This window comes from Hymenobacter sp. BT188 (assembly GCF_014333585.1).
Lineage (GTDB): Bacteria > Bacteroidota > Bacteroidia > Cytophagales > Hymenobacteraceae > Hymenobacter.
The window spans coordinates 20,579-40,252 of sequence record NZ_JACSCW010000009.1; the positions used below are offsets into that span (position 1 = coordinate 20,579).

A 19,674-nucleotide genomic window follows, 5' to 3' on the forward strand; every position below is an offset into this window, starting at 1 on the left:
CCCAGACCAACGTCTGGGGGGCTTTTTTGTGGTTGTGAAACCAGTGTTACTTCTTGCTCGCGTCGCGCAGTGACTTGATGGTGTCGTGGGCTTCGCGTACGCCTTGGTATTGTTTTTCAATGATAGACTTCAGCTGGCCGGGCAGGTTTTCTGCCTTCAAAGCCGTTTGATAGGCTTTTACGGCGTAATCTTCGCCACGCTCGCACTCGTTGAGGATGCTTTCGCGGTCCTTGCTCGTAATGGCTGCCTTGATATTGATAAACGCGCGATGCACAGTGCCGGTGATAGACGTGTCTTCCTCAGCCTTGAGGTTGAGCTGGTGCATCTGGTCTTCGATCTCCGTAAGATAGCCATCGCGCTGGGCGGCGTATTTCTTAAATACCTCTTTCAGATCCTGGTCTTCCACATCAGTAAGGGCGGTGGCGTAGCCAACTTCGCCGTCTTTCAGGGTTTGAACGAGTTCGTTGAGTAGGGCTTGGGTTGCTTTGGAATCCATGGGGCGTAAGGTTGGGATAGGTAGAACATTAACTGGTATGCTTTACTGTGTCCATACCCGCAAGGTTGCAATTCGGCTATGCGACGCCCACTACAGCACTGGAGCTGTTTACTGAGTTGGCGTCCTGCAGGAAGTTTCCTATGGCCGCCAAGGTTTCGATAGGAGCGCTTAAGTGCGGGCAATGCCCGGTGGCCCGCAAGGTGATTAAGGTAGAACCGGGGATGGACTGGTGCACGAAAGCGCCTACTTCGGCGGGCGCAATCATATCCGAGGAGCATTGCAGAATCAACGTCTTGGTCAGTACCTTGGGCAGATCGTGGCGGTTGTCCGAGAGAAAAGTGACCCGGGCAAAATCCTTGGCAATAGCATTATCGGCGCGGCAAAAGCTCTCAATTAATTCCTGAGCGAGAGAAGGACATTCGGGATTCCCCATGATTAAAGGCGCAAACGTGTTGGCCCAGTCCCGAAAATCTTTGTTCAGCATGTCTAACATCGCCTCGATATCAGCCCGGTCAAACCCTCCAAAATAGTCGTGGTCGTTGATATAGCAAGGCGAAGGGCCGATGAGAATCAGCTTGGAAAAAAGATCCGGCTCCTGAATCGCGCTCAAGACGCTGATCATGGCTCCCACGGAGTGACCCACCAGAATAACATCCTGTAGACCGAGCGTGTGACACACCTCCACTATATCGGCCGCGTAGCCATTCAGTGTTGCGTATTTATCCGGTTGATAGGCAGATAGATCAGAATTGCCAACCCCAACCTGATCAATAAGCACCAGTTGATAGTTAGCTGCCAAACCCGCCGTGATATAGCGCCAGATGTTTTGATCACAGCCAAAGCCATGAACCAACATCATTGTCTGCTTACCCTGGCCAATAACCTTGACATTGTTTCGTATGCGTGCATCCATAGTCCAAGGCAAACAAGATAACCCGGTGCCAGTGGGTACTTTTGTTCTAAAATATGTAATGATTCGCTATTAAAGCATAAAGGCGCACCAATCTTACTTTCGTTGCACGGGAGTATTTGAGATAATGTGCACTTACAAGTCAACAGTGCCTACTTATGGTTTGAATAAAAAATTAAGGTGTTAGGGTTTAGCTCCGAGCTGGCTAACTAAGAATTGCTTGCTGCCATTGCCCGGCCCGCCAGATACCCTGTTGTCCAGGCAGCCTGAAAGTTAAACCCACCCGTAATACCATCAATATCAAGTACCTCGCCCGCAAAGTAGAGGCCTGGCACCCGGCGGCTTTCCATGGTATGCATGTTTATCTCGCCGAGCACAATGCCGCCGCAGGTTACAAACTCTTCCTTGTAAGTGGTTTTGCCCCGCACGGGCAGCGGTGTGCGCAGCAGACTTTCAATCAGGCGGTTTTGCAGCTTGGCGGGCAGCTCGCTCCAGCGCATTTCCGCGCTGATGCCGGCCTGATCGGTGAGGGTGCGCCATAGCCGCTGGGGCAGCCCAAATAATGGGTTGCTTTCCACGGTCTTACGCCCGTTCTGGTCGCGGAAGGTGTGCAGCCACTGGCGGAGGGTTTCCTCAGTATGGGCTGGTACCCAACTCACCAGCGCCGTGCTTTGATACTGTAGTTCATGGAGGCGGCGGGCACCCCAGGCCGATAGTTTGAGTACGGCCGGGCCGCTCACGCCCCAGTGCGTTACCAGAATCGGGCCTTCATACTCCAGCTTTTCGCCCGCCACGCGTACGCGTACGTTGGGTACGCTCACGCCCGGCAGCTCCCGCAGCGGCGACTCCGGCACGTTAAACGTGAATAGCGAGGGCACGGGCTCGGCTATGGTGTGCCCCAGCTGCCTCAACCACTCGTAGCTCTCCGACTTGGGCGCTCCGCCCGTGGCTATGAGTAAGCGGGCCACCTGCATTTCCTGGGCGTGGGCGCCGGTAAGCCGCAAACGGAAGCCGCCCCCGGGCTGGGGGGCAATTTCTTCGGCGTTGGTTTGTTGCAGGATGCGTACCCCGGCCCGCTGCGCTGCTTCCAGCAGACACAGGGCAATGGTTTCGGAGGAGTCGGTAGTGGGAAACATGCGGCCGTCGGCTTCCGTCTTGAGCGCCACGCCGCGCTGCTCAAACCAGGCAATAGTGGCGCGCGCATCAAATTCCCGGAAAGCCTCCTTTAGCTGTTTGCCCCCGCGTGGGTAGTGCTGCGCCAGCTGTGTCGGCGACTCGCAGGCGTGGGTCACGTTGCAGCGCCCGCCGCCCGAAATGCGCACTTTGCTCAGCAGCTTGCCGGTTTTTTCAATAAGATACACCGTGAGGCGTGGGTTGGCTTCGGCGCAGGCAATGGCTCCGAAAAAGCCCGCCGCGCCCCCGCCCAGCACAGCTACGGTGTTGGAATCAGAAAGAGTTTGCACAGCTCAAAGGTACGAAGCCCGCTGCCTAAAATCTCCCCAAAGCAACGGTAGTAAGTCTAGCAAGCCGTTAGTGCCATCTCTAAATCGTCGTGCTGAAAGCGGTAATCCAGGGTCTGCCGAATCAAGGTGCTGTCAATGATTTTGCCCCCCAGGGTATCGTCCAGGCGAAAATCAGGCGGCTGCAAGCCCAACTGCTGGGCGGCTTTCGGATAGAAGTCGCTGCGCACGGGGTGAGAGATGGCGCACGCGTTAAACGTGTATCCCCAGGCTTGCTGCCGAATAATAGCCGAAAGCAGACCCACGCAGTCGGTGAGGTGAATCAGGTTGACAGGGGCATTGGCCTGGGCCACATCCAGCCGCCCGGCCAGAAAACGGCCCGGCGGACGCTGGGGACCAAATAAGCCTGCCAGTCGCACCACGGTATTGCATGGTGAGCCCAGGCTGGCATCGTGGGGGGCAAAAAGGTCCTCGGCCCGCAGCATATCGGAGGCAGCATCGGAGGCGGCCTGGGCATCGGCTTCGTGCATGGCGCGGGGCTCGTCGGGGTATACGCTGGTCGAGCTGATAAACAGCACATGACTTACGTGGCAAGCCTTGACGGCTTCGGCTACGGGGTGCAGCAGGTTGGAATAGCTGCTGGTTGCGGCGCCGCGGCGCGGGGGCACATTGAGCACCAATACATCGGTGCCGCTAAGCAAGGTGTGCAGGGTGTCGCGGTCGATGGCCGTGAATTTGCCCCCCAGACTCAACAAGTATGGCCGGATGCCCGCGTCGCGCATCGTGAGCACACGTGAGGGCGTGGTGGTGGTGCCGGCCACTGAGTAGCCTTCGGCCACAAGAGCCTGGGCCAGGGGCAACCCCAGCCAGCCGCAACCAAGCACGGCTACCGTCGGACGATGACTTTGAAAGGAATCATTCATGTGCGGATCAAAGGTGGCAAAAAATCATTACCGACCAAGCGGCCCACCTCAACCGACAATTTGCGTTCTTGTGCCTTTCCCGATCTTCGTCTTTTATTTTTTCAAACCCCGCCTAACCCTACGCTTTATGTCCGCTCCCTACACCCAACCCATGCTTCGTGATAACGCCCTGCAAGGCAAAACCATCGTTGTGACTGGCGGCGGCACCGGCCTGGGCCGCGCCATGACCACGTATTTTCTTCAATTGGGGGCCAACGTTACCATCAGCAGCCGCAAGCTAGACGTGTTGGAAAAAACCGCTGAGGAACTGCGTCAGCAAACCAGCGGCAAGATACTGGCCGTGCAGTGCGACGTGCGCAAATACGAGGAGGTGGAAAATATGCTGCAACGCACCATCGACGAATTTGGGGGCGTCGATGTATTGCTGAATAATGCTGCCGGCAACTTCATTTCGCCTACGGAGCGCCTCAGCCACAAAGCCTTCGACGTGATTGTAGACATCGTGCTGCGCGGCTCCTATAATTGCACGCTCGCCTTTGGCAAACGCTGGATAGCCGACAAAAAGCCCGGTACTATCCTCAACATTGTGACTACCTACGCCTCTGTGGGCTCGGCCTACGTGGTGCCCTCGGCGGCCGCCAAAGCCGGCGTGCTGGCCATGACGCGCTCCTTGGCTGTGGAGTGGGCTAAATACGGTATTCGCTCCAACGCCATTGCGCCCGGCCCGTTCCCCACGGAAGGCGCCTGGAGCCGCCTGTTTCCCGAACCGCTCGCCAAAAAGCTCGATCCGGCCGCGTCCGTGCCCCTTAAGCGTGTAGGCGACCATCAGGAGCTGGCTAACCTGGCCGCCTACCTCGTATCCGATTTCTCCGCTTATATGAATGGCGAAGTCGTTACCATCGATGGTGGCGAGTGGCTGAACGGCGCTGGCGAGTTCAATAAGCTGGAGCTGATTCCGGCCCCCATGTGGGATGAAATTGAGAAAGCCATGCGTCGGTAGACTTCTATGAGGATGTCTTAGTATGAATTAAAAAAGCCCCCCAGGCATAATCCGGGGGGCTTTTTATGTAGATGTTTTATGCTGAGAAGGCTCTCGTTAACAGGATGATTACAGGTTATAGTCCTTAAACTCCTTCGTGAACTCTTGGGCCGGAATGGGTTGGTTGGCTTCCACGTCCAAGAACTTAAACTCCTCGAATAGGCCTTTATCATCTTCCGCGCGGATCAATAGCGGCAAATACAGCTTCTTATCCACACAAATTAGGGTGCTTGTGCCGTAGCTGTTGGGCACTTGCAGCACCTTACCTGTGGGAATGGGCGCGTCGGCAGCGACGCCGTTTTTCTCCATAATACGGTATTCACCACAGCCAAACTTGTCGGCTACCTGGGCTACGGTTTCTCCCTTGCCCGCAGTATAGCTCACGTAGCGAAACTTTGGGAAGTCGGAGCTGAGCTGGTAGCAGGGGCGGCCGGCAATAGTCGTATCGCCGGTGTAGCGAAACGACCGTTCATAAGACTTGTCTGGGCGCTGCGCGGAGCCGCGCAGAATATCCGCTATCATGCCGTAGCCGGCATCCAGCACACTATGGTGCTGACCACGGCGCATCAGCATGCCATTTGGGTCTAGGCTCAGCGTGACGTATGGAAAGCTATTTGGATACACCCACGCGTCGCCATCATTCTGACCCGTCACCCAAAGCACTTCCACGCCTTTTTTATTCCGCAGAAATATCTGTAGGGGAGCGTACCCCAGTTTCATGGTGGAGTTAGCCTGTGTGTATTTGCCCCCCAGGCGTTCCTGGGCATGCACGGTGCACCGCAGAGTCTTTAAATTATCGATGGCCACTCGCAGCTGCGAAACTAGTCGCTCAGTAGTCATGCCTTCCGTAGGTGGCGCCGCCGGCGCAGTACCCGGCCGGAAAATTATAGTAGCAGCTAACAGGCTGGCAGCAGGCACTAATAGCCGGTGATATAAAGGCATAAGGGAGTACGAATTTCTCTTTGCAAATGGGTAAAACAAATGGGTAACTAGTTGAAATGATACAAAAACTGCGCTTCCATCAGCTAATTAAGACTGAGCCGGGGGAAGCGCGATTTAGCAGAATCAAAAATAAAAAGTTCGTCGATTTCTACCTCCGTTATAAATGAGTAAAGCGGAAACAGTTCGACTACGGCCTGTACTGCTGCTGCATCGTCCGCGTTTATGGTAATCCAGCCACGCGTACGATCGGCGCTGATGGCATAGGTTTCAATCACGTGGTCCTCAATGAGCTGCTGAATAAGCGCCCAGTGTGATGGAATGAGCGCCATAAACTCTTGGGTAAACAACGCGGGTAGCCGCAAGCTAACTACGAATCTGGGCATAAAGGTAGGAGTGCGGAAAAGAAGCAACGGGGTTATGGCTGCTGAACGCCAGCCGCTGGCGGAAAGTTGATCTTTTACGCTATTGCCAGCAACTTTTTGAGGCAAAAGGCAGAATAGAATGCCATGCACTTTTCCGTTATTACTCCCAGCCACAACCGCCGCCAGTATCTGCCCGAAGCGGTGGCCAGCGTACGGGCCAGCATCAGCGCCCCGCTCGACTTTTCTTTCGAACATCTTATTTACGACAACGGCTCAACCGACGGCACCGGCGCATGGCTCCGTCAGGCCGCGGCCGAAACGCCAAACCTGCGTACCTGGAGCTATCCTGAGCCGCTAAAGGCAGGGGAGGCCCGCAACCGTATTATCCGCGAAACGCCCCCCGATGCCTGGCTGGTGCCCCTCGATGATGACGATATTCTGTTGCAACGCACGCTCTACCACTATGCCGACCTGGTGCAACGCTACCCCGACGCACCCTGGTTTGTAGCCGATTTTCTGCGTATTGACCAGGATGGGCGCTACCTGCCCAATGAAGATTATTATGCCTGGCGCTTTGAGTCGCCACTAGATATGCTGGGGGCCATTTTTCGGGCTGAGCATTTCATTCAGGGCAATGTGTGCTACAGCCGTAGTCTATTTGATCAGGTGGGAGGCTATGATGCGGAGCTGCCCATGGCCGAAGACCTGGACTTATATGTGCGCTTCCTGCTGGCCGGCCATTTGCCGGTGGTTTCGCCCCACATCAATCACCTGCACCGGTTTCATACCAGCAACGTGAGCATCGGGGTAGATGGGGAGAAGCATGGAGAAGATCTGCGGGCAATTTACGCTAAATATGCCCCCCAGTTGAAAGCCCTCGGGGTTGTTGAGCCAGGCCACTAACTTTGCTCGCTTAGGAGAGTGAATGATTGTATTTTGTACATTTGAATAATAATACATTTGGATAATAGAGAAGTTGTTGCTCGTACGGTTGACTTCATTGAAGCCAAGTTTTTAAACGAGGGTTCCGGTCACGATTGGGCCCACATTAAGCGGATATGGCAAACAAGCCAAGCGCTGGCCACCCAGACGCCAGGCGTCGATCCTTTTGTCACGGAGCTTGGTGCCTTACTCCACGACGTAGCCGATTGGAAGTTTCACGCCGGCGATGAGGAAGCCGGGCCTCGTGCGGCCCGGGAATGGCTTAACAGTCTGGGCGTGGAGGAAGCCGTTATTCAGCGCGTGGAGATGATTATTCGGGAAATCTCCTTTAAAGGAGTAGGGGTGCCTACGCCTATGAGCACGCCGGAAGGGGAGATTGTGCAGGATGCTGACCGCCTTGATGCTATCGGCGCCATCGGAGTGGCGCGGGCTTTCGCTTACGGAGGCCATAAAGGACGCCCGCTCCACGACCCAGCCGTTGCGCCCATTGCCCACGACTCGTTTGAGAGTTACAAGCAGAATACCGCGCCCACCATCAATCACTTCTACGAGAAGCTGCTGCATCTGCAGGAGCGCTTGCACACGCCAGCCGCTCGGTCAGTTGCCAGGCAGCGGCATCAGTTTATGGAGGAGTTTCTCGCTCAGTTTCTGCGCGAATGGGAAGGGGAGGACATTAAGGCAAGCGCGCCGGTAGAGTGATAGTCTTATCTAGTGCAAGCTGAACCTTTAACTGAGTGCGCTATAACTCGCATCGGATGGCTACTTTTAGGGCATGAATCTACGTTTTCTCTATGTTCGGTTTGTAGTGGCCATGTTTCTGTTGGTCGCCTTAGCCTCGTGTCGTACCTGCCCGATTATGTCGTGCCACACGCGCAAGCAGCATTTCCACGATGGTACTAAGTTTCGGGGTCAGCCTTTCTTTAAAAAGCAAAACCCGGCTATTGGCGAGAAAATCAAGGTCCACAACGAAGGCAACAGCAAGCGCCGCAAGGCCGACAAAAGCAAGCCGCTGAAATAGGCTGCAATTAGGCAAAACGGCCCTTTTTTCGTAACTTGCGGGCTTCACAAAGTACTCATTCACTGGTGCCGAAATTGCCCCCCAGGGGGCTTTTTTTCGGCTTACTTAGATTTCTCTATGGCGGAAGGCGAAAAGATCATTCCGATTAACATTGAAGATGAGATGCGCGGGGCTTACATCGACTATTCGATGTCGGTTATTGTATCCCGTGCTCTGCCAGATGTGCGCGACGGTTTGAAACCCGTGCATCGGCGCGTGCTTTATGGCATGAGCGAACTGGGCGTATCCTATAATAAATCCTACAAGAAAAGTGCTCGTATCGTGGGCGAAGTACTGGGTAAATACCACCCGCACGGCGACTCCTCAGTATATGATACCATGGTGCGCATGGCCCAGGAATGGAGCCTGCGCTATCCGCTGGTTGACGGGCAGGGTAACTTTGGTAGCATCGACGGCGACTCGCCGGCTGCCATGCGTTATACCGAGGCACGCCTCAAGCGTCTGGCTGATGAGCTTTTGGGTGATCTGGACAAGGAAACGGTTGACTTTCAACCCAACTTCGACGACTCCCTGGAAGAGCCATCGGTAATGCCTGCCAAATTCCCGAACCTGCTGGTAAACGGCACCACGGGTATTGCGGTGGGTATGGCCACCAACATGGCACCTCACAACCTGACGGAAGTGGTCAGCGGCATCATTGCTTATCTCGACAACTCCGAGATTACCATCGCCGAGCTAATGGAGCACGTTACGGCTCCTGACTTTCCCACGGGGGGCACTATCTACGGTTACGAAGGGGTAAAGCAAGCATTCGAAACTGGCCGCGGCCGGGTGGTGATGCGGGCTAAGGCGCACTTCGAAACCCTGCCCAGTGGTAAAGAGCAGATCATCATCACCGAGATTCCCTATATGGTGAATAAGGCGTCGATGATTGAAAAAACGGCTGCCCTGATCAACGAGAAGCGCATAGAAGGCATTTCGGACCTGCGCGATGAGTCAGACCGCGACGGTCTGCGCATCGTGTACGATCTGAAGCGCGATGCCATGCCCAATGTGGTACTCAATAACCTGTACCGCTATACCCAGCTGCAGAGCAGCTTCGGCGTCAACAACGTGTGCTTGGTAAAAGGCCGCCCGATGACGCTGAATCTGAAGGAACTGATTCACTACTTTGTTGAGCATCGTGCCGATGTAGTTGTACGTCGTACTCGCTATGAGTTGGCCGAAGCGCAGAAGCGTGCTCACATCCTGGAAGGTCTGCTCATTGCTCTGGACCATCTGGATGAAGTAATTGCGCTGATTCGCGGCTCCCGCGATGGCGAAGTGGCTCGTGCTCAGCTTATTGAGCGTTTCAAGCTCAGCGAAGTACAAGCCCGCGCTATCCTAGATATGCGTCTGCAACGCCTCACGGGCCTGGAGCGCGACAAAATCGTGCAGGAGTACGATGAGCTGATGAAGCTCATCGATCATCTGAAAGCGGTATTGGCTTCGGATGAGTTGCAGCGGCAAATCATCAAAGACGAGCTGCTCGACATTCGGGAGCGCTACGGTGATAAACGGAGAACCATGATTGAGTACGCTGGTGGCGACTTCAGCATGGAGGACATGATTGCCGACGAGAGTATGGTAATTACCATCTCCAACGAAGGCTACATCAAGCGCACCGCCCTCGACGAATACCGGGCTCAGGGTCGGGGAGGAGTTGGCTCCCGTGGTGCCTCATCGAAGCAAGACGACTTTACTTCCAATCTGTTCGTAGCTACCACCCACGAATATCTCTTGTTCTTCACCGAGCTGGGTCGTGTATTCTGGCTGAAGGTTTACGAAGTGCCTGAAGGAGGCAAGAACGCCAAAGGCCGCCCCATCCAGAACCTGATTGAGATTCCTCGCGAAGATTCGGTGCGTTCTGTATTGAACGTGCGCGGCCTGCGCGACCCGGACTATCTGGAAAATACCTTCCTCATGTTCTGTACCGAGCAAGGAACCGTGAAAAAGACTCCATTGGAAGCTTATTCACGTCCACGCACGGCGGGTATCAATGCCATCACTATTAATGAAGGTGACCGTTTGCTGGACGTGCAGCTCACTACGGGCAGCAGCGAAATCGTGGTTGCCTTGCGTTCGGGTCGGGCAGTACGTTTCCCCGAAGGCAAAGTGCGTTCGATGGGCCGTAACGCTGCCGGTGTGCGCGGTATCACATTGGCGAATGCTAATGACCGTGTCGTTGGTATGGTGTGCGTATCAGATCCAAGTCAGGAGCTATTGGTTGTATCCGAGAATGGTTACGGCAAGCGCTCTGAGCTAGAAGAATATCGCATTACTAACCGTGGCGGTAAAGGTGTGCAGGCAATGAAGGTGACAGAAAAGACCGGTGCACTGGTAGCCATTAAGGATGTAAATGACACGGACGACTTGATGATCATCAACAAGTCGGGTATCATTATACGTCTGCGGGTGGCTGATCTGCGCATAATTGGTCGTGCCACGCAAGGCGTACGTCTACTTAAAATCAGCGCGGGCGATGAAATATCATCTGTTGCTAAAGTAGCCGCTGAGGAAAAGGAGGAAGAAATTCTGAATGGAACTGGCGAAGATGGAGAGGGCCAACCCATTAATGTGGATACGCCAGCTGATTTAGCTACCTTAACTGATCCTGAGCAGCTTAGCGATAACTAGGCATACTCTTATGGCTGAAAATGGATAGTACTGATGGTTTTTCTGTCGTTACTGTCTTTTTTCAGCCATTTTTGTTTTTCAACCACCTTACTTACAACCCAAGGCTGAACCAAGCACATATTTTCCGCGTTTGGGCAGCAATTCCTTTCTTTCACCCTAATTCTTGAGTATCATCTCTATGAAGAAGATTCTTTTGACCCTGGTTGCTGCAGCCACTCTCCATACTGCATCAGCACAGAACTCGGCCGTTACCAACGCAATTCTTTTCCAACGTCAGGGTACCCTTGATAAGGCTCGCACGGAAATCGACAAGGCCGTTCAAAATCCGAAGACCTCAACCAAGGCTAAAACCTGGTATACGCGCGGCGAGATCTATGACGGTATGGCTGCCAGCCCGATCTATGGTAAAGCTCTGGGTGCCGGTGAGGGTGCAAAAACTGCGTTTGAATCTTACCAAAAGGCTATCGAGCTAGATGGTAAAGATGGAGAATTCGGTAAGCAGGCTGTCGCAAAAATGGACAACCTATACGGCCTGGCCCTTAATGCCGGCGTAGAAAGCTATAACGGCAAGAATTTCGATGAGGCAATTAAGTCGTACCAGATGGCCCAGCAGATCCGGCCTCAGGATACAACTGCTTACCTGTATGCAGCTTATGCAGCGGAAGCCAAGCAGGATTTTGCGTCGGCGAAGGCTACTTATAGCAAGTTGCAGGCGATGAACTACAAGTCGCCCCAGATGTATGGCCGCTTGTTACAGATTGCCCGTGAAGAGAAAAACGATGCTGAAGCCATGAAAGTCGTACAGCAGGCATTGCAGGCATATCCAACCAACAAGGCATTCATGCTGGAAGAGTTGAATATGTATCTGGCTGCTGGTCGTGGCAAAGAAGCATTGGACAAAATTGACCGTGCTATTGCTGCTGATCCAACCAACTCGAACTTGTACGCCGTAAAAGGCTCTATTCTTGATTCGAATAAGCAGCCTGAGCAAGCACTAGCTGCTTATCGCAAAGCAGTTGAGGTTAATCCCGATAACTTTGACGCTCAGTTCAATATGGGTGTATATAATTACAACAAAGCGGCTGAGAACTATACGAAAGCTAGCAAGATGGATATGGCTTCTTACCAGAAGTCTGGCAAGAAACTCGAAGCAGAAGGTAAAAAATACTTTGAACAAGCATTACCGCATTTTGAGAAGGCTTTGCAATTGCAGCCAGATGACCGGGCTACCATTTCGTCTTTGCAGAAAGTATATGTTCGCTTAGGCCGTAACGCTGATGCAGAAAAAATGAATGCGAAGCTTGAGACACTCAAGAAATAAAGCGCAACTGCCGCCAGCAATGGGGGAGTGAAAATTAAGCAGCCCGAGTCCCAGATTGGTACTCGGGCTGCTTTTTGAAAACACTACTTAACATAATATAAATTATAAGACAAATGGTTTTGGTGAATTTGGTGATAGACAGCACGTCTAAATATGATCATTATTGCTCGGTTTGAGTAAATGCGCTATAGATATGATAAGGCTTATAAAATTTCCATTGAACAAAATTTAAATTAATCGAAATAACAGAATTCGTATTCATTCGCTGGGCCACTTCTTGCTCATTTACTTCGGATTCCCCTACAGATTAGATGCATTAATAAGGAGTTGCTATTGATTTATAGCGGAGCAGTTGCAGCTGGATGACTCGCTGAAGAATTTTAGCCGACAGAACTGCTACTCGAAGCAATAAGACACTCTAGCCAATCAAAAGCAGCTGGAGCTTCTTGTCTGGCGTGTGTCGTTGTAGAGCTCAGCTTAAGACGGTGTGGGCTTCGACCAAACCGAAAGCACCGGCAACTACTGAACTGATGCTCATTTAAGAAAGCCAGGATCAATAAAGCCATTCTTTCAATGGTCAGCCAGTTATTCTCTGGTAAACCTGCTCCTATTTATATCGTCTATTTAAACGCCTATAATAAGTAGCTAAGAATTGGGGTTGAAAATTGTATCTCACAGCAATCAAGTCGATTAGAGGGCCCCTACTGCGATTATAGCACCTATTAACCACACTCCCGCCGCGGCCCGGCCTTATGTTAGATTGGTATTTAAATACGGTTGTATTATTTGAAATGATAATTAATATATCGAATGACACTATAAAAGTATAAGATAGTATAAAATGATATATTATGGTATTACCTTTTAATACTTTGTACTACTATTATATACTGATATTGATTATACTTGTGTTCACATACTATATACCATCTCTTTATATGCCTAAGACCATTGACTATCCACGCACTAGTTACCTAAGTGCCTGGGAAGTAGCTGAAGTAGTGGATGATACAGGAGGTAAGTGCGCAATTGAAACATGTGCACGCAAGCTCAATAGAAAGGTTAGTGGCTCTTTTAAAGCTATCATAGGTTCAGCTGTGAAGTTTGGCCTCATAACCAGTAAACGCGAGCTACTGACTACTACAAACCTGTTTCGTCGGATAAAACATGCCTATGATAAGCAGGAAGAGAAGATATTCCATCGGGAGGCTTTTCTACATCCGCCGTTGTTTACTCAGATCTGCCGTAAGTTTCGGAGTCGCGAGCTACCAGTGCATATGCTGGATGTAATGCTGATCAGGGAATTTGGTGTTGAAGAGATCAATGCTCAGAATGTAGCGAAGGCCTTTGTGGAAGGCGCACGGATGGTTGGGGTGATGGATGAGCGTAATGTGGTAGCTGATATCGATCAGTTGGCTGCTCAACAACCTCCGCGACGCGAACTGGCTAGCACGGACATGCCGATGAACTTGTTCCGGGGGCCCGTTATGCCCGCTACTGAAACATCAGTTACTTCAGATACCATTGCCACAGCCAGAACCTCCGAAGCAGGCACAGCACAACCTAATGATGGTATTAACTCCATAGGTAGTCTTGTACCAAGGGTGCCTTCAAAGGATGCTGTATCTGCGCTGTTTGGACTGGATACTGAAGACTTAGAGGAAGAGTCGGAACAAATGCCCCCCAGAGCACCTGAGCACGCGCCGTCGGCCTTTATGACTGAGCCTCCAGTATCTGGTTCTGCACCAATGAATATTCCGACAGCTAGTAATACGAACAGCGCCATTCCCAAGGTTGGCAATAGTGCAGTATCAACTCAGACTAAGGTTTCTAATGCAGGTTCAGCACCTTCATTCTCTATCCACATCACCGGACCGGGCATGGATACGCAGTTCAATATTCAGGATCTGGATGATGTGGAGATCGTACGGATACTGTTGGAGAAGATCAGGAGGCAATTGGCTGGCTAATGTTGGCATCTCCTGCCCTATTTCAGTACTGTATATATAGGCAAAGTTTCGTTTATATATAAGTTATGTTAACCTATTATTGTCTCTTTTCATAGCTTCCCTAAAAATGATTCCTTTGAATTCCCGCACACTACTCTCCTTCCTAAGCTTGGCTCTGCTGGTTGCTTGCGAGCCACAACAGACCACAACTTCTGACCCAGCGGATAGTACCCAGGCTATGCAGCAGGAGAATGATAGACTTAAGAGTCAGAATGACAGCCTTCAGAAGCTGTTGGAAAGTGAACGAATGACGCCACGCGCAGAAATGCCCCCCACTACCCTGCCGCCAGCAACCGACTCAGCGGCAACGACCAATCCTTAGTTTTCTGTTATGTTCTCAACTGCTGCGCCCGAATGCTATCGTTTAAGCGTGCGCAGCAGTTGAGGCACGTTGTCTACCTCAATGGCATCGGGATGGGCAGCTACTAAGCGTCGGATCGAGCCGGCGGAACGCCCCCCAAACAGTACGGCGTCGAAGCCCGCCGCCTGTACCTGTGCGACTTGCTCAGGCGTCGCCAAAGCTTTTGGTATCACGATGGCTTGCACCCCGATACCCTTAGCGGCCGCTATTCCAGCCATGAAATCTTCGTCTTTGGTAACTTCCAGGCCCAGCGGAACCTGTGGGAGTTCGTGCTTGAGTTGGCGCAGCGTGGGTTGATAAGTTGTCAGAATAAGCAGTCGGTCGGTGGGCACTTGATAGCGACGTATCAGAGACGCCAGGGCCCGAACCAGCGCGGGTGACCGAGTATACTCCCCTCCACACCCATCATGCTCGTGCAAATCGAGGTGCAGGTAGGGATACTGAGGATAGCGCGCCACGCGCGCGAACAGGGTTTCCAAGGTTATGATCCGCTCGTTGTGAAACAAATCATAGCCCCATCCACCCCTATATGGTAGCTTCACCAATGCCGCCGCGGGCTGCTGACTTACGCAGCCACTGCCAGTAGTCATGGAATTGAGCGTCGGATCATGGTAGAGTATAGGAATACTATCCTGACTCAATTGCACATCAATCTCCACGCCGTCGGCACCCTGCGCCAGGGCCTTTTCCACACCCGCCAGGCTGCTGGGCGGCAAGGGATTAAAGGGATTCAGGGGGGTAAAAAAGCCGGAGCCAGCGTGCCCAATCACCTGAATATAACCAACGTGACGGTTGGTGAGGGGCCCCGGAACGGAAGCGTTAGATTCCCAAATCAAGCGGCCGGCACCCAGTATGCCAGCCAAAAGAAGTACGCCCCTTCCTATTCGGTGGGCTCGTTTTGTTAGACGCATAGTCCGCAAGTTCGCAGTTTAAGCTGGCTTCCTACCTACTCTGAACTGCATAATTCATTCTACCTTTAGCCCCACTTTACTGCTTATTACCTCTTTGTATATGCCTTCGGTACTGGTAACGGGTTGCGCCGGCTTTATTGGTTCCCACCTCTGTGAACGGCTGCTGGCCGATGGCTATCACGTAGTGGGCCTCGACAACTTTGACCCCTTTTATGCCCAGAGCCTCAAGCAGGAAAACATGGGGGGCTTTTTTCAACATCCCTACTTTCGTTTTCTCGAGCTTGACCTGCGCGCCGGCTCCGACGCCCTGACCCAGGCCCTGGGTGCTACGCCTATCGACCTGGTGGTGCACCTGGCGGCTAAAGCCGGTGTCGGGCCGTCGGTGCGCGAACCGGTGGCCTACCTGGACAACAACGTGCTGGGCACCACCCACCTGCTGGAATGGATGCGGCTGCGGAGCGTCGGCAAGTTGTTTTTTGCCTCGTCGTCCTCTGTATACGGCAACTCCCCCCAGCGCCCCTTCCGCGAAGATCAATCCTTGCTGCAAGCCTGCATCTCGCCCTACGCGGCCTCTAAGCTAGCCGGCGAGCAACTGACTTATACCTACCATCACCTCTACGGCTTGAGCGTGCTCAATGCCCGCTTTTTTACGGTCTTTGGCCCCCGGCAACGGCCCGATTTAGCCATTCATAAGTTTGTGCGTCTACTGCGAGCGGGCCAGCCCATCCCGGTGTTTGGCGATGGCACCACGGCCCGCGACTACACCTATGTGGGTGATACCGTGGAGGGCATTGTCCGGGGCGTAGCGTATTTGTTATCCCAGCCTGTTGGCTTTCATACTATTAATCTGGGCAACAGCCACCCGGTACCGCTGCTGGACCTGATTCACGCCGTCGGGGAAGCGGTCGGAATTGCCCCTCAGCTGGTCTTTCAACCCATGCAGGCGGGCGACGTTGATGTAACTTACGCCGACATTAGCAAGGCAAAAGAGCTTCTGGGCTATGCCCCTCAGACTTCCCTGGCCGAAGGGCTTAAGCAGTTCATACACTGGCAACAGAAGCCCAGCACCTCATTGCTTTAAGCCTAAGCCTGGAGGTTTACGCCGCCACCCCGGGCAGCATCTTTTCGTTCTGGAGCCGTAGGCGCTGGCAGAGCACACGCATAATGTTGCGGGCAACTTCGGAGCACTCTTCCATTACATCATAGAAGTCCTCCTGGTCAATGCGAAAAGCTATTACCGGGCTCAGCGCAATGGCCGTGGCGGAGCGGGCTTCAGCATCCAGCAGGGCTAGCTCCCCAAAGAAATCACCTTTACTGAAAGTCGTGAGCCGCAGAGGTCCGTCGAAGATTCCGACTTCCCCCTGGCTTACAATGAACAAGGAGTTACCCAGGGTTCCTTTAACAAAAATCTCCTGATCGGGCTGAAAAGCTACTTCGTTCATTATAGGCACAATAGTACCCAGAACGTTCTCGGGCGTTTCGGCAAAGAGCGCAGTGCCTTTCAGGAGCAGTACGCGCTCCCGCGCCGATACACAGGATGCGGAAGCGTGAGACGTATTCATAAGCAGCTGATGAGAATCCGGGTAAACAGAAATCAGTTGGTCGAAAGCCGCGGGGCGCTGCAAGGGCAGCTGGCGCAGCACCGCCATGGCACTCTCCTGAATAAGTATGTTGGCGGACAGCAGGTGTGGGTGTAAATACAGCACGGTTTCAGGGTTCGGGTGCCACTGCCGCAGCGCCACGCTAATCGTCCAGGCCGAGAAGGAGGCAGAGCCGCGCCGTACGATGGAGGTTTGCATAGGCTCGGCGGAACTCCGAGGACCCAATAAGCTATCAAAGGTTTGCACCTTGTCACGCAAGCGGCCGGTATCGAGCAAGGCTTGCAGGCCCTGGTAAAGCGGCCGGGGAATCAAGTTGTCCAGAATCTCCAGGGCATTGGCCTGCCGTTCGCCGGCCGAGTGGGCCACGCCTCGCTGTGCATCCAGAATATGCTGGCGCTCATAAATCTGCATGAGCAGCCAGAACAGGCGCTGCTGCCCTTTTTTGAGCTCATAGCGTAAGGCCGCGCGCAGCTCCGCGTTGGCACTGCTCATGCCATGCAGTACTTGCTGGGCCAGCCGCATTTCCTTCTCTACCAGGCGCTGAAACAGGGGCGCATCGGCAGGCACGGTGGCGTAGCTGCTCAGCGCCCGCAGTACCGCGGCGCGGGCGTGCAAATTAGAGGTCTGGGCAACCTCCATTAACACCTGCCGGGCGGCCGGGGTAGCCAGCCGGGCACATACCTGCGCCAGCAGATGCAGGTAGCGCCCATCTGACTCCTTCGTTAGGGATTCTTTGATCTTAGGCAACGCCGGCGCCCCAATTCCCACCAGGCTGTCGGCCACTGAACTCCTTATTGTTTTGTTGCGCAGCAAGTGCAGCAGATCATCCGTCAGGGCCGGATTGGTCGTATCAGCGGCGGCGATTACGGCGGCCTGCACGACTTCCGGCACCGGACTGTGCAGGCAGGTAGTGAGCAGCTCGCTTTGCTGCTCGGGGGCCAAAAACCGGATCAGTCCCAGCGCCAGGAGGCGGGAGCTGGTGTCGGAGGAAACGAGGATCGTGCTGAGGCTTTCCCGAGCCTGAATATCATTGGGCGCTTTCGTCAGGCGTCCCCGCAGGGCTCCTCTACGCACCACCACATCCGGATGCTGCAGTAAATCATTCGCCTCGGGGTGGGCTCCGGCCAGGGCGCTGGCGGTTTCGCGCAGTTTGGGGTCAGGGTCATCAAGGGCCAGGCGCCGCAGCAAGCCCGGGTCGGCCTGGTGGCCCACCACGCTCAGCACGCGCGTGCGCACCCGGCTATCAGTATGCGCAAGCAAGGCCTCCGCGTTCTTGACCAGTCCGCCGGCTTTCAGCAACTCATCGATAGCCTGCAACGCTTCCTCCATACCACTGTCAGGTTCTTCCTCATCAAGGGCAAGGGAGCCGCTGGGGGGCAAATTTACTTCGGTGTTAGCCTCAAAGCGCAGACCCAGCGCGTCTTTCAGCTCATCCAGATATTTCCAATAGGTGCGTTGCAACAGAAAAACTGCCCCCAGCAGCAGCAGCCCCATCCACACAAACGGCACCCACTGATTCAGGGCCGGGGAGCCATGCAAGCCCAGCAGTAATAAGCCCCCCAAACCCAAACCCAGCGGCTCATAGAAGCCTTTGGCCAGGGTATGTCCTTCCAGGCGCTCCAGGGGCGTAAGTGGTTGAAACAGCACCAGAAACACTGGCTCAAACAATGCCCGGCGCAGCACTTCCAGCGTCAGATAAAGCCCCCCAAAGTATACCAGCAGTATGGCCGGACCAACGGCCGCCACCTGCAAGGCCCCAAACAGCAGAATACCCGCCAAGGCCGAGAGCGGCAGCAAAGCCAGAGTCCAGCGCACCCCAAGGCGGTCGATGCCGTGGCGCGTGAACAGCACCTTGAACAGCATGGCCAGCAGATAAGTCAGCGCCAAAACGCCCCCCACATACTGCAGAATCGTGGTTTGATCCTGTAGCTTGTACTTCACATTCACAAAGAAGATATACTCCACGCCCACCGCTACCGCCGCAATTGCCGTCAGGCTCAGGCCCATGGCATGAATCAGGGGGCTGGCCCCAAACACCTGGCGCACCAGCGCAGACTGTATCGGCCGCGCCACCCGGGGCGCCCCCGGCCGTGCCACCACCAACCGCGATTTAAACGTGGCTCGCTGAATCACGGAGGCCAACACATAGGCCCCGCAGGCGGTTAATAAGAGCACATACAGCTCATTATAAGCGTGCACCACTACGGCCAGCACGGCACCAATGGCTTTGGCGGGCATATCGCCGGCGCTGATGATGCTGAACAGCCGCCGCCCTTGCCGCACGTTGAAGACCACCGCCGACATGCCCCAGAACTCCAGGTTGGTCAGCAGATAAATCAAACGATAGCCGGTCATTATAGCCACGGCTGTCGTGACGGACGGGCCCAGCAAGAGCAGCAGTGTGAGCACGAGCGTGAGCACCACCGCGACCAACAGCGCCCGCACGGCCAGCTTCTGCAACAGCCAATGGTGTTCAAAATGCGCGTACAACTTACCCACGGCCATCATGGCCAGCGCGCCCACGCAATACGCCAGGGGCAGATTGCGCTCCGGGTTCACTTCCAGCAGCAGTACATTGGCCGTCACGTACACCAGGATGGTGCCGATGCCCAGCAGGAAGTTGTGCGCAAGAAACAACCAAACCGTCTTTGTTTCGCCGGGCCGTATTCCCAGAAACCGGGTTAGCTTCTCCATTAGAATTCA

General features: G+C 53.9%; 17 protein-coding genes. 9 read left to right on the forward strand and 8 right to left on the reverse strand.

All coding sequences use genetic code 11. The features are described from left to right. Positions 1–46: 46 nt before the first annotated feature. From H8B13_RS19320 to H8B13_RS19335, 4 genes are all read right to left on the reverse strand, one after another. Entirely contained in the window at positions 47–496 is a 450-nt protein-coding gene (locus H8B13_RS19320) for a PA2169 family four-helix-bundle protein (RefSeq protein WP_133272843.1), read from the reverse strand. A 76-nt stretch (positions 497–572) separates the two neighbouring features. Continuing rightward, positions 573–1,355 (reverse strand): alpha/beta fold hydrolase, encoded by a 783-nt coding sequence (locus tag H8B13_RS19325; protein ID WP_261990476.1) that lies wholly within the window; start codon positions 1,353–1,355, stop codon positions 573–575. A 260-nt stretch (positions 1,356–1,615) separates the two neighbouring features. Further along, the gene (locus H8B13_RS19330; RefSeq protein ID WP_315985168.1) at positions 1,616–2,869 is read right to left on the reverse strand and encodes an NAD(P)/FAD-dependent oxidoreductase; all 1,254 of its coding nucleotides are present in this window, start codon (positions 2,867–2,869) and stop codon (positions 1,616–1,618) included. Between the two features lie 56 nt (positions 2,870–2,925). Further along, a complete protein-coding gene (locus H8B13_RS19335) occupies positions 2,926–3,789 on the reverse strand; it encodes an NAD(P)-binding domain-containing protein (RefSeq protein ID WP_187312467.1) in 864 nt (287 codons plus the stop codon). Positions 3,790–3,916: 127 nt separating this feature from the next. Here H8B13_RS19335 and H8B13_RS19340 point away from each other — a divergent pair, with 127 nt between their 5' ends. Then, positions 3,917–4,789 carry an SDR family oxidoreductase gene (locus tag H8B13_RS19340; protein ID WP_187312468.1) on the forward strand — a complete coding sequence of 291 codons (873 nt, stop codon included), beginning with the start codon at positions 3,917–3,919 and terminating at the stop codon, positions 4,787–4,789. A gap of 108 nt (positions 4,790–4,897) precedes the next feature. Here H8B13_RS19340 and H8B13_RS19345 read toward each other — a convergent pair whose 3' ends face one another. After that, entirely contained in the window at positions 4,898–5,770 is an 873-nt protein-coding gene (locus tag H8B13_RS19345) for a DUF1571 domain-containing protein (RefSeq protein WP_187312469.1), read from the reverse strand. A gap of 83 nt (positions 5,771–5,853) precedes the next feature. Beyond that, positions 5,854–6,153 (reverse strand): hypothetical protein, encoded by a 300-nt coding sequence (locus H8B13_RS19350; protein WP_187312470.1) that lies wholly within the window; start codon positions 6,151–6,153, stop codon positions 5,854–5,856. A gap of 123 nt (positions 6,154–6,276) precedes the next feature. Here H8B13_RS19350 and H8B13_RS19355 point away from each other — a divergent pair, with 123 nt between their 5' ends. The 7 genes from H8B13_RS19355 to H8B13_RS19385 all read left to right on the forward strand — a co-directional run bounded on the left by H8B13_RS19355 (position 6,277) and on the right by H8B13_RS19385 (position 14,420). Continuing rightward, positions 6,277–7,035, forward strand: coding sequence for a glycosyltransferase family 2 protein (locus H8B13_RS19355; protein ID WP_187312471.1), 759 nt, complete (start codon positions 6,277–6,279; stop codon positions 7,033–7,035). A 57-nt stretch (positions 7,036–7,092) separates the two neighbouring features. Beyond that, positions 7,093–7,773, forward strand: a complete 681-nt coding sequence (locus H8B13_RS19360; protein WP_187312472.1) for an HD domain-containing protein — start codon at positions 7,093–7,095, stop codon at positions 7,771–7,773. 73 nt (positions 7,774–7,846) lie between these two features. Continuing rightward, entirely contained in the window at positions 7,847–8,092 is a 246-nt protein-coding gene (locus tag H8B13_RS19365) for a hypothetical protein (RefSeq protein WP_187312473.1), read from the forward strand. 117 nt (positions 8,093–8,209) lie between these two features. Further along, positions 8,210–10,768 (forward strand): DNA gyrase subunit A, encoded by a 2,559-nt coding sequence (gene gyrA / locus H8B13_RS19370; protein WP_187312474.1) that lies wholly within the window; start codon positions 8,210–8,212, stop codon positions 10,766–10,768. A 178-nt stretch (positions 10,769–10,946) separates the two neighbouring features. After that, a complete protein-coding gene (locus H8B13_RS19375) occupies positions 10,947–12,089 on the forward strand; it encodes a tetratricopeptide repeat protein (protein WP_187312475.1) in 1,143 nt (380 codons plus the stop codon). 938 nt (positions 12,090–13,027) lie between these two features. Further along, positions 13,028–14,059, forward strand: a complete 1,032-nt coding sequence (locus H8B13_RS19380) for a hypothetical protein (protein ID WP_187312476.1) — start codon at positions 13,028–13,030, stop codon at positions 14,057–14,059. A 115-nt stretch (positions 14,060–14,174) separates the two neighbouring features. Next, positions 14,175–14,420: a hypothetical protein gene (locus H8B13_RS19385; RefSeq protein WP_187312477.1), complete on the forward strand. Its 246-nt coding sequence runs from the start codon at positions 14,175–14,177 to the stop codon at positions 14,418–14,420. Between the two features lie 35 nt (positions 14,421–14,455). On the opposite strand, the gene H8B13_RS19390 is transcribed toward H8B13_RS19385, so the two are convergent. Next, complete coding sequence (locus H8B13_RS19390; RefSeq protein WP_187312478.1) at positions 14,456–15,295, reverse strand: glycerophosphodiester phosphodiesterase; 840 nt, start codon at positions 15,293–15,295, stop codon at positions 14,456–14,458. A 175-nt stretch (positions 15,296–15,470) separates the two neighbouring features. Between H8B13_RS19390 and H8B13_RS19395 the strand changes: the two genes are divergently transcribed. Next, positions 15,471–16,451: a GDP-mannose 4,6-dehydratase gene (locus H8B13_RS19395; RefSeq protein ID WP_187312479.1), complete on the forward strand. Its 981-nt coding sequence runs from the start codon at positions 15,471–15,473 to the stop codon at positions 16,449–16,451. A gap of 16 nt (positions 16,452–16,467) precedes the next feature. On the opposite strand, the gene H8B13_RS19400 is transcribed toward H8B13_RS19395, so the two are convergent. After that, on the reverse strand, positions 16,468–19,665 hold the full coding sequence (locus H8B13_RS19400) for a cyclic nucleotide-binding domain-containing protein (RefSeq protein WP_187312480.1): 3,198 nt from the start codon (positions 19,663–19,665) through the stop codon (positions 16,468–16,470). Positions 19,666–19,674: the final 9 nt, after the last annotated feature.

Excerpts from the sequence above, each read along its gene's own strand:
- H8B13_RS19320 (WP_133272843.1), bottom strand. The coding sequence starts at position 496 with ATGGATTCCAAAGCAACCCAAGCCCTACTCAACGAACTCGTTCAAACC.
- H8B13_RS19325 (WP_261990476.1), bottom strand. The coding sequence starts at position 1,355 with ATGATGTTGGTTCATGGCTTTGGCTGTGATCAAAACATCTGGCGCTAT.
- H8B13_RS19335 (WP_187312467.1), bottom strand. The coding sequence starts at position 3,789 with ATGAATGATTCCTTTCAAAGTCATCGTCCGACGGTAGCCGTGCTTGGT.
- H8B13_RS19340 (WP_187312468.1), top strand. The coding sequence starts at position 3,917 with ATGTCCGCTCCCTACACCCAACCCATGCTTCGTGATAACGCCCTGCAA.
- H8B13_RS19345 (WP_187312469.1), bottom strand. The coding sequence starts at position 5,770 with ATGCCTTTATATCACCGGCTATTAGTGCCTGCTGCCAGCCTGTTAGCT.
- H8B13_RS19350 (WP_187312470.1), bottom strand. The coding sequence starts at position 6,153 with ATGCCCAGATTCGTAGTTAGCTTGCGGCTACCCGCGTTGTTTACCCAA.
- H8B13_RS19355 (WP_187312471.1), top strand. The coding sequence starts at position 6,277 with ATGCACTTTTCCGTTATTACTCCCAGCCACAACCGCCGCCAGTATCTG.
- H8B13_RS19365 (WP_187312473.1), top strand. The coding sequence starts at position 7,847 with ATGAATCTACGTTTTCTCTATGTTCGGTTTGTAGTGGCCATGTTTCTG.
- gyrA (WP_187312474.1), top strand. The coding sequence starts at position 8,210 with ATGGCGGAAGGCGAAAAGATCATTCCGATTAACATTGAAGATGAGATG.
- H8B13_RS19375 (WP_187312475.1), top strand. The coding sequence starts at position 10,947 with ATGAAGAAGATTCTTTTGACCCTGGTTGCTGCAGCCACTCTCCATACT.
- H8B13_RS19380 (WP_187312476.1), top strand. The coding sequence starts at position 13,028 with ATGCCTAAGACCATTGACTATCCACGCACTAGTTACCTAAGTGCCTGG.
- H8B13_RS19395 (WP_187312479.1), top strand. The coding sequence starts at position 15,471 with ATGCCTTCGGTACTGGTAACGGGTTGCGCCGGCTTTATTGGTTCCCAC.
- H8B13_RS19400 (WP_187312480.1), bottom strand. The coding sequence starts at position 19,665 with ATGGAGAAGCTAACCCGGTTTCTGGGAATACGGCCCGGCGAAACAAAG.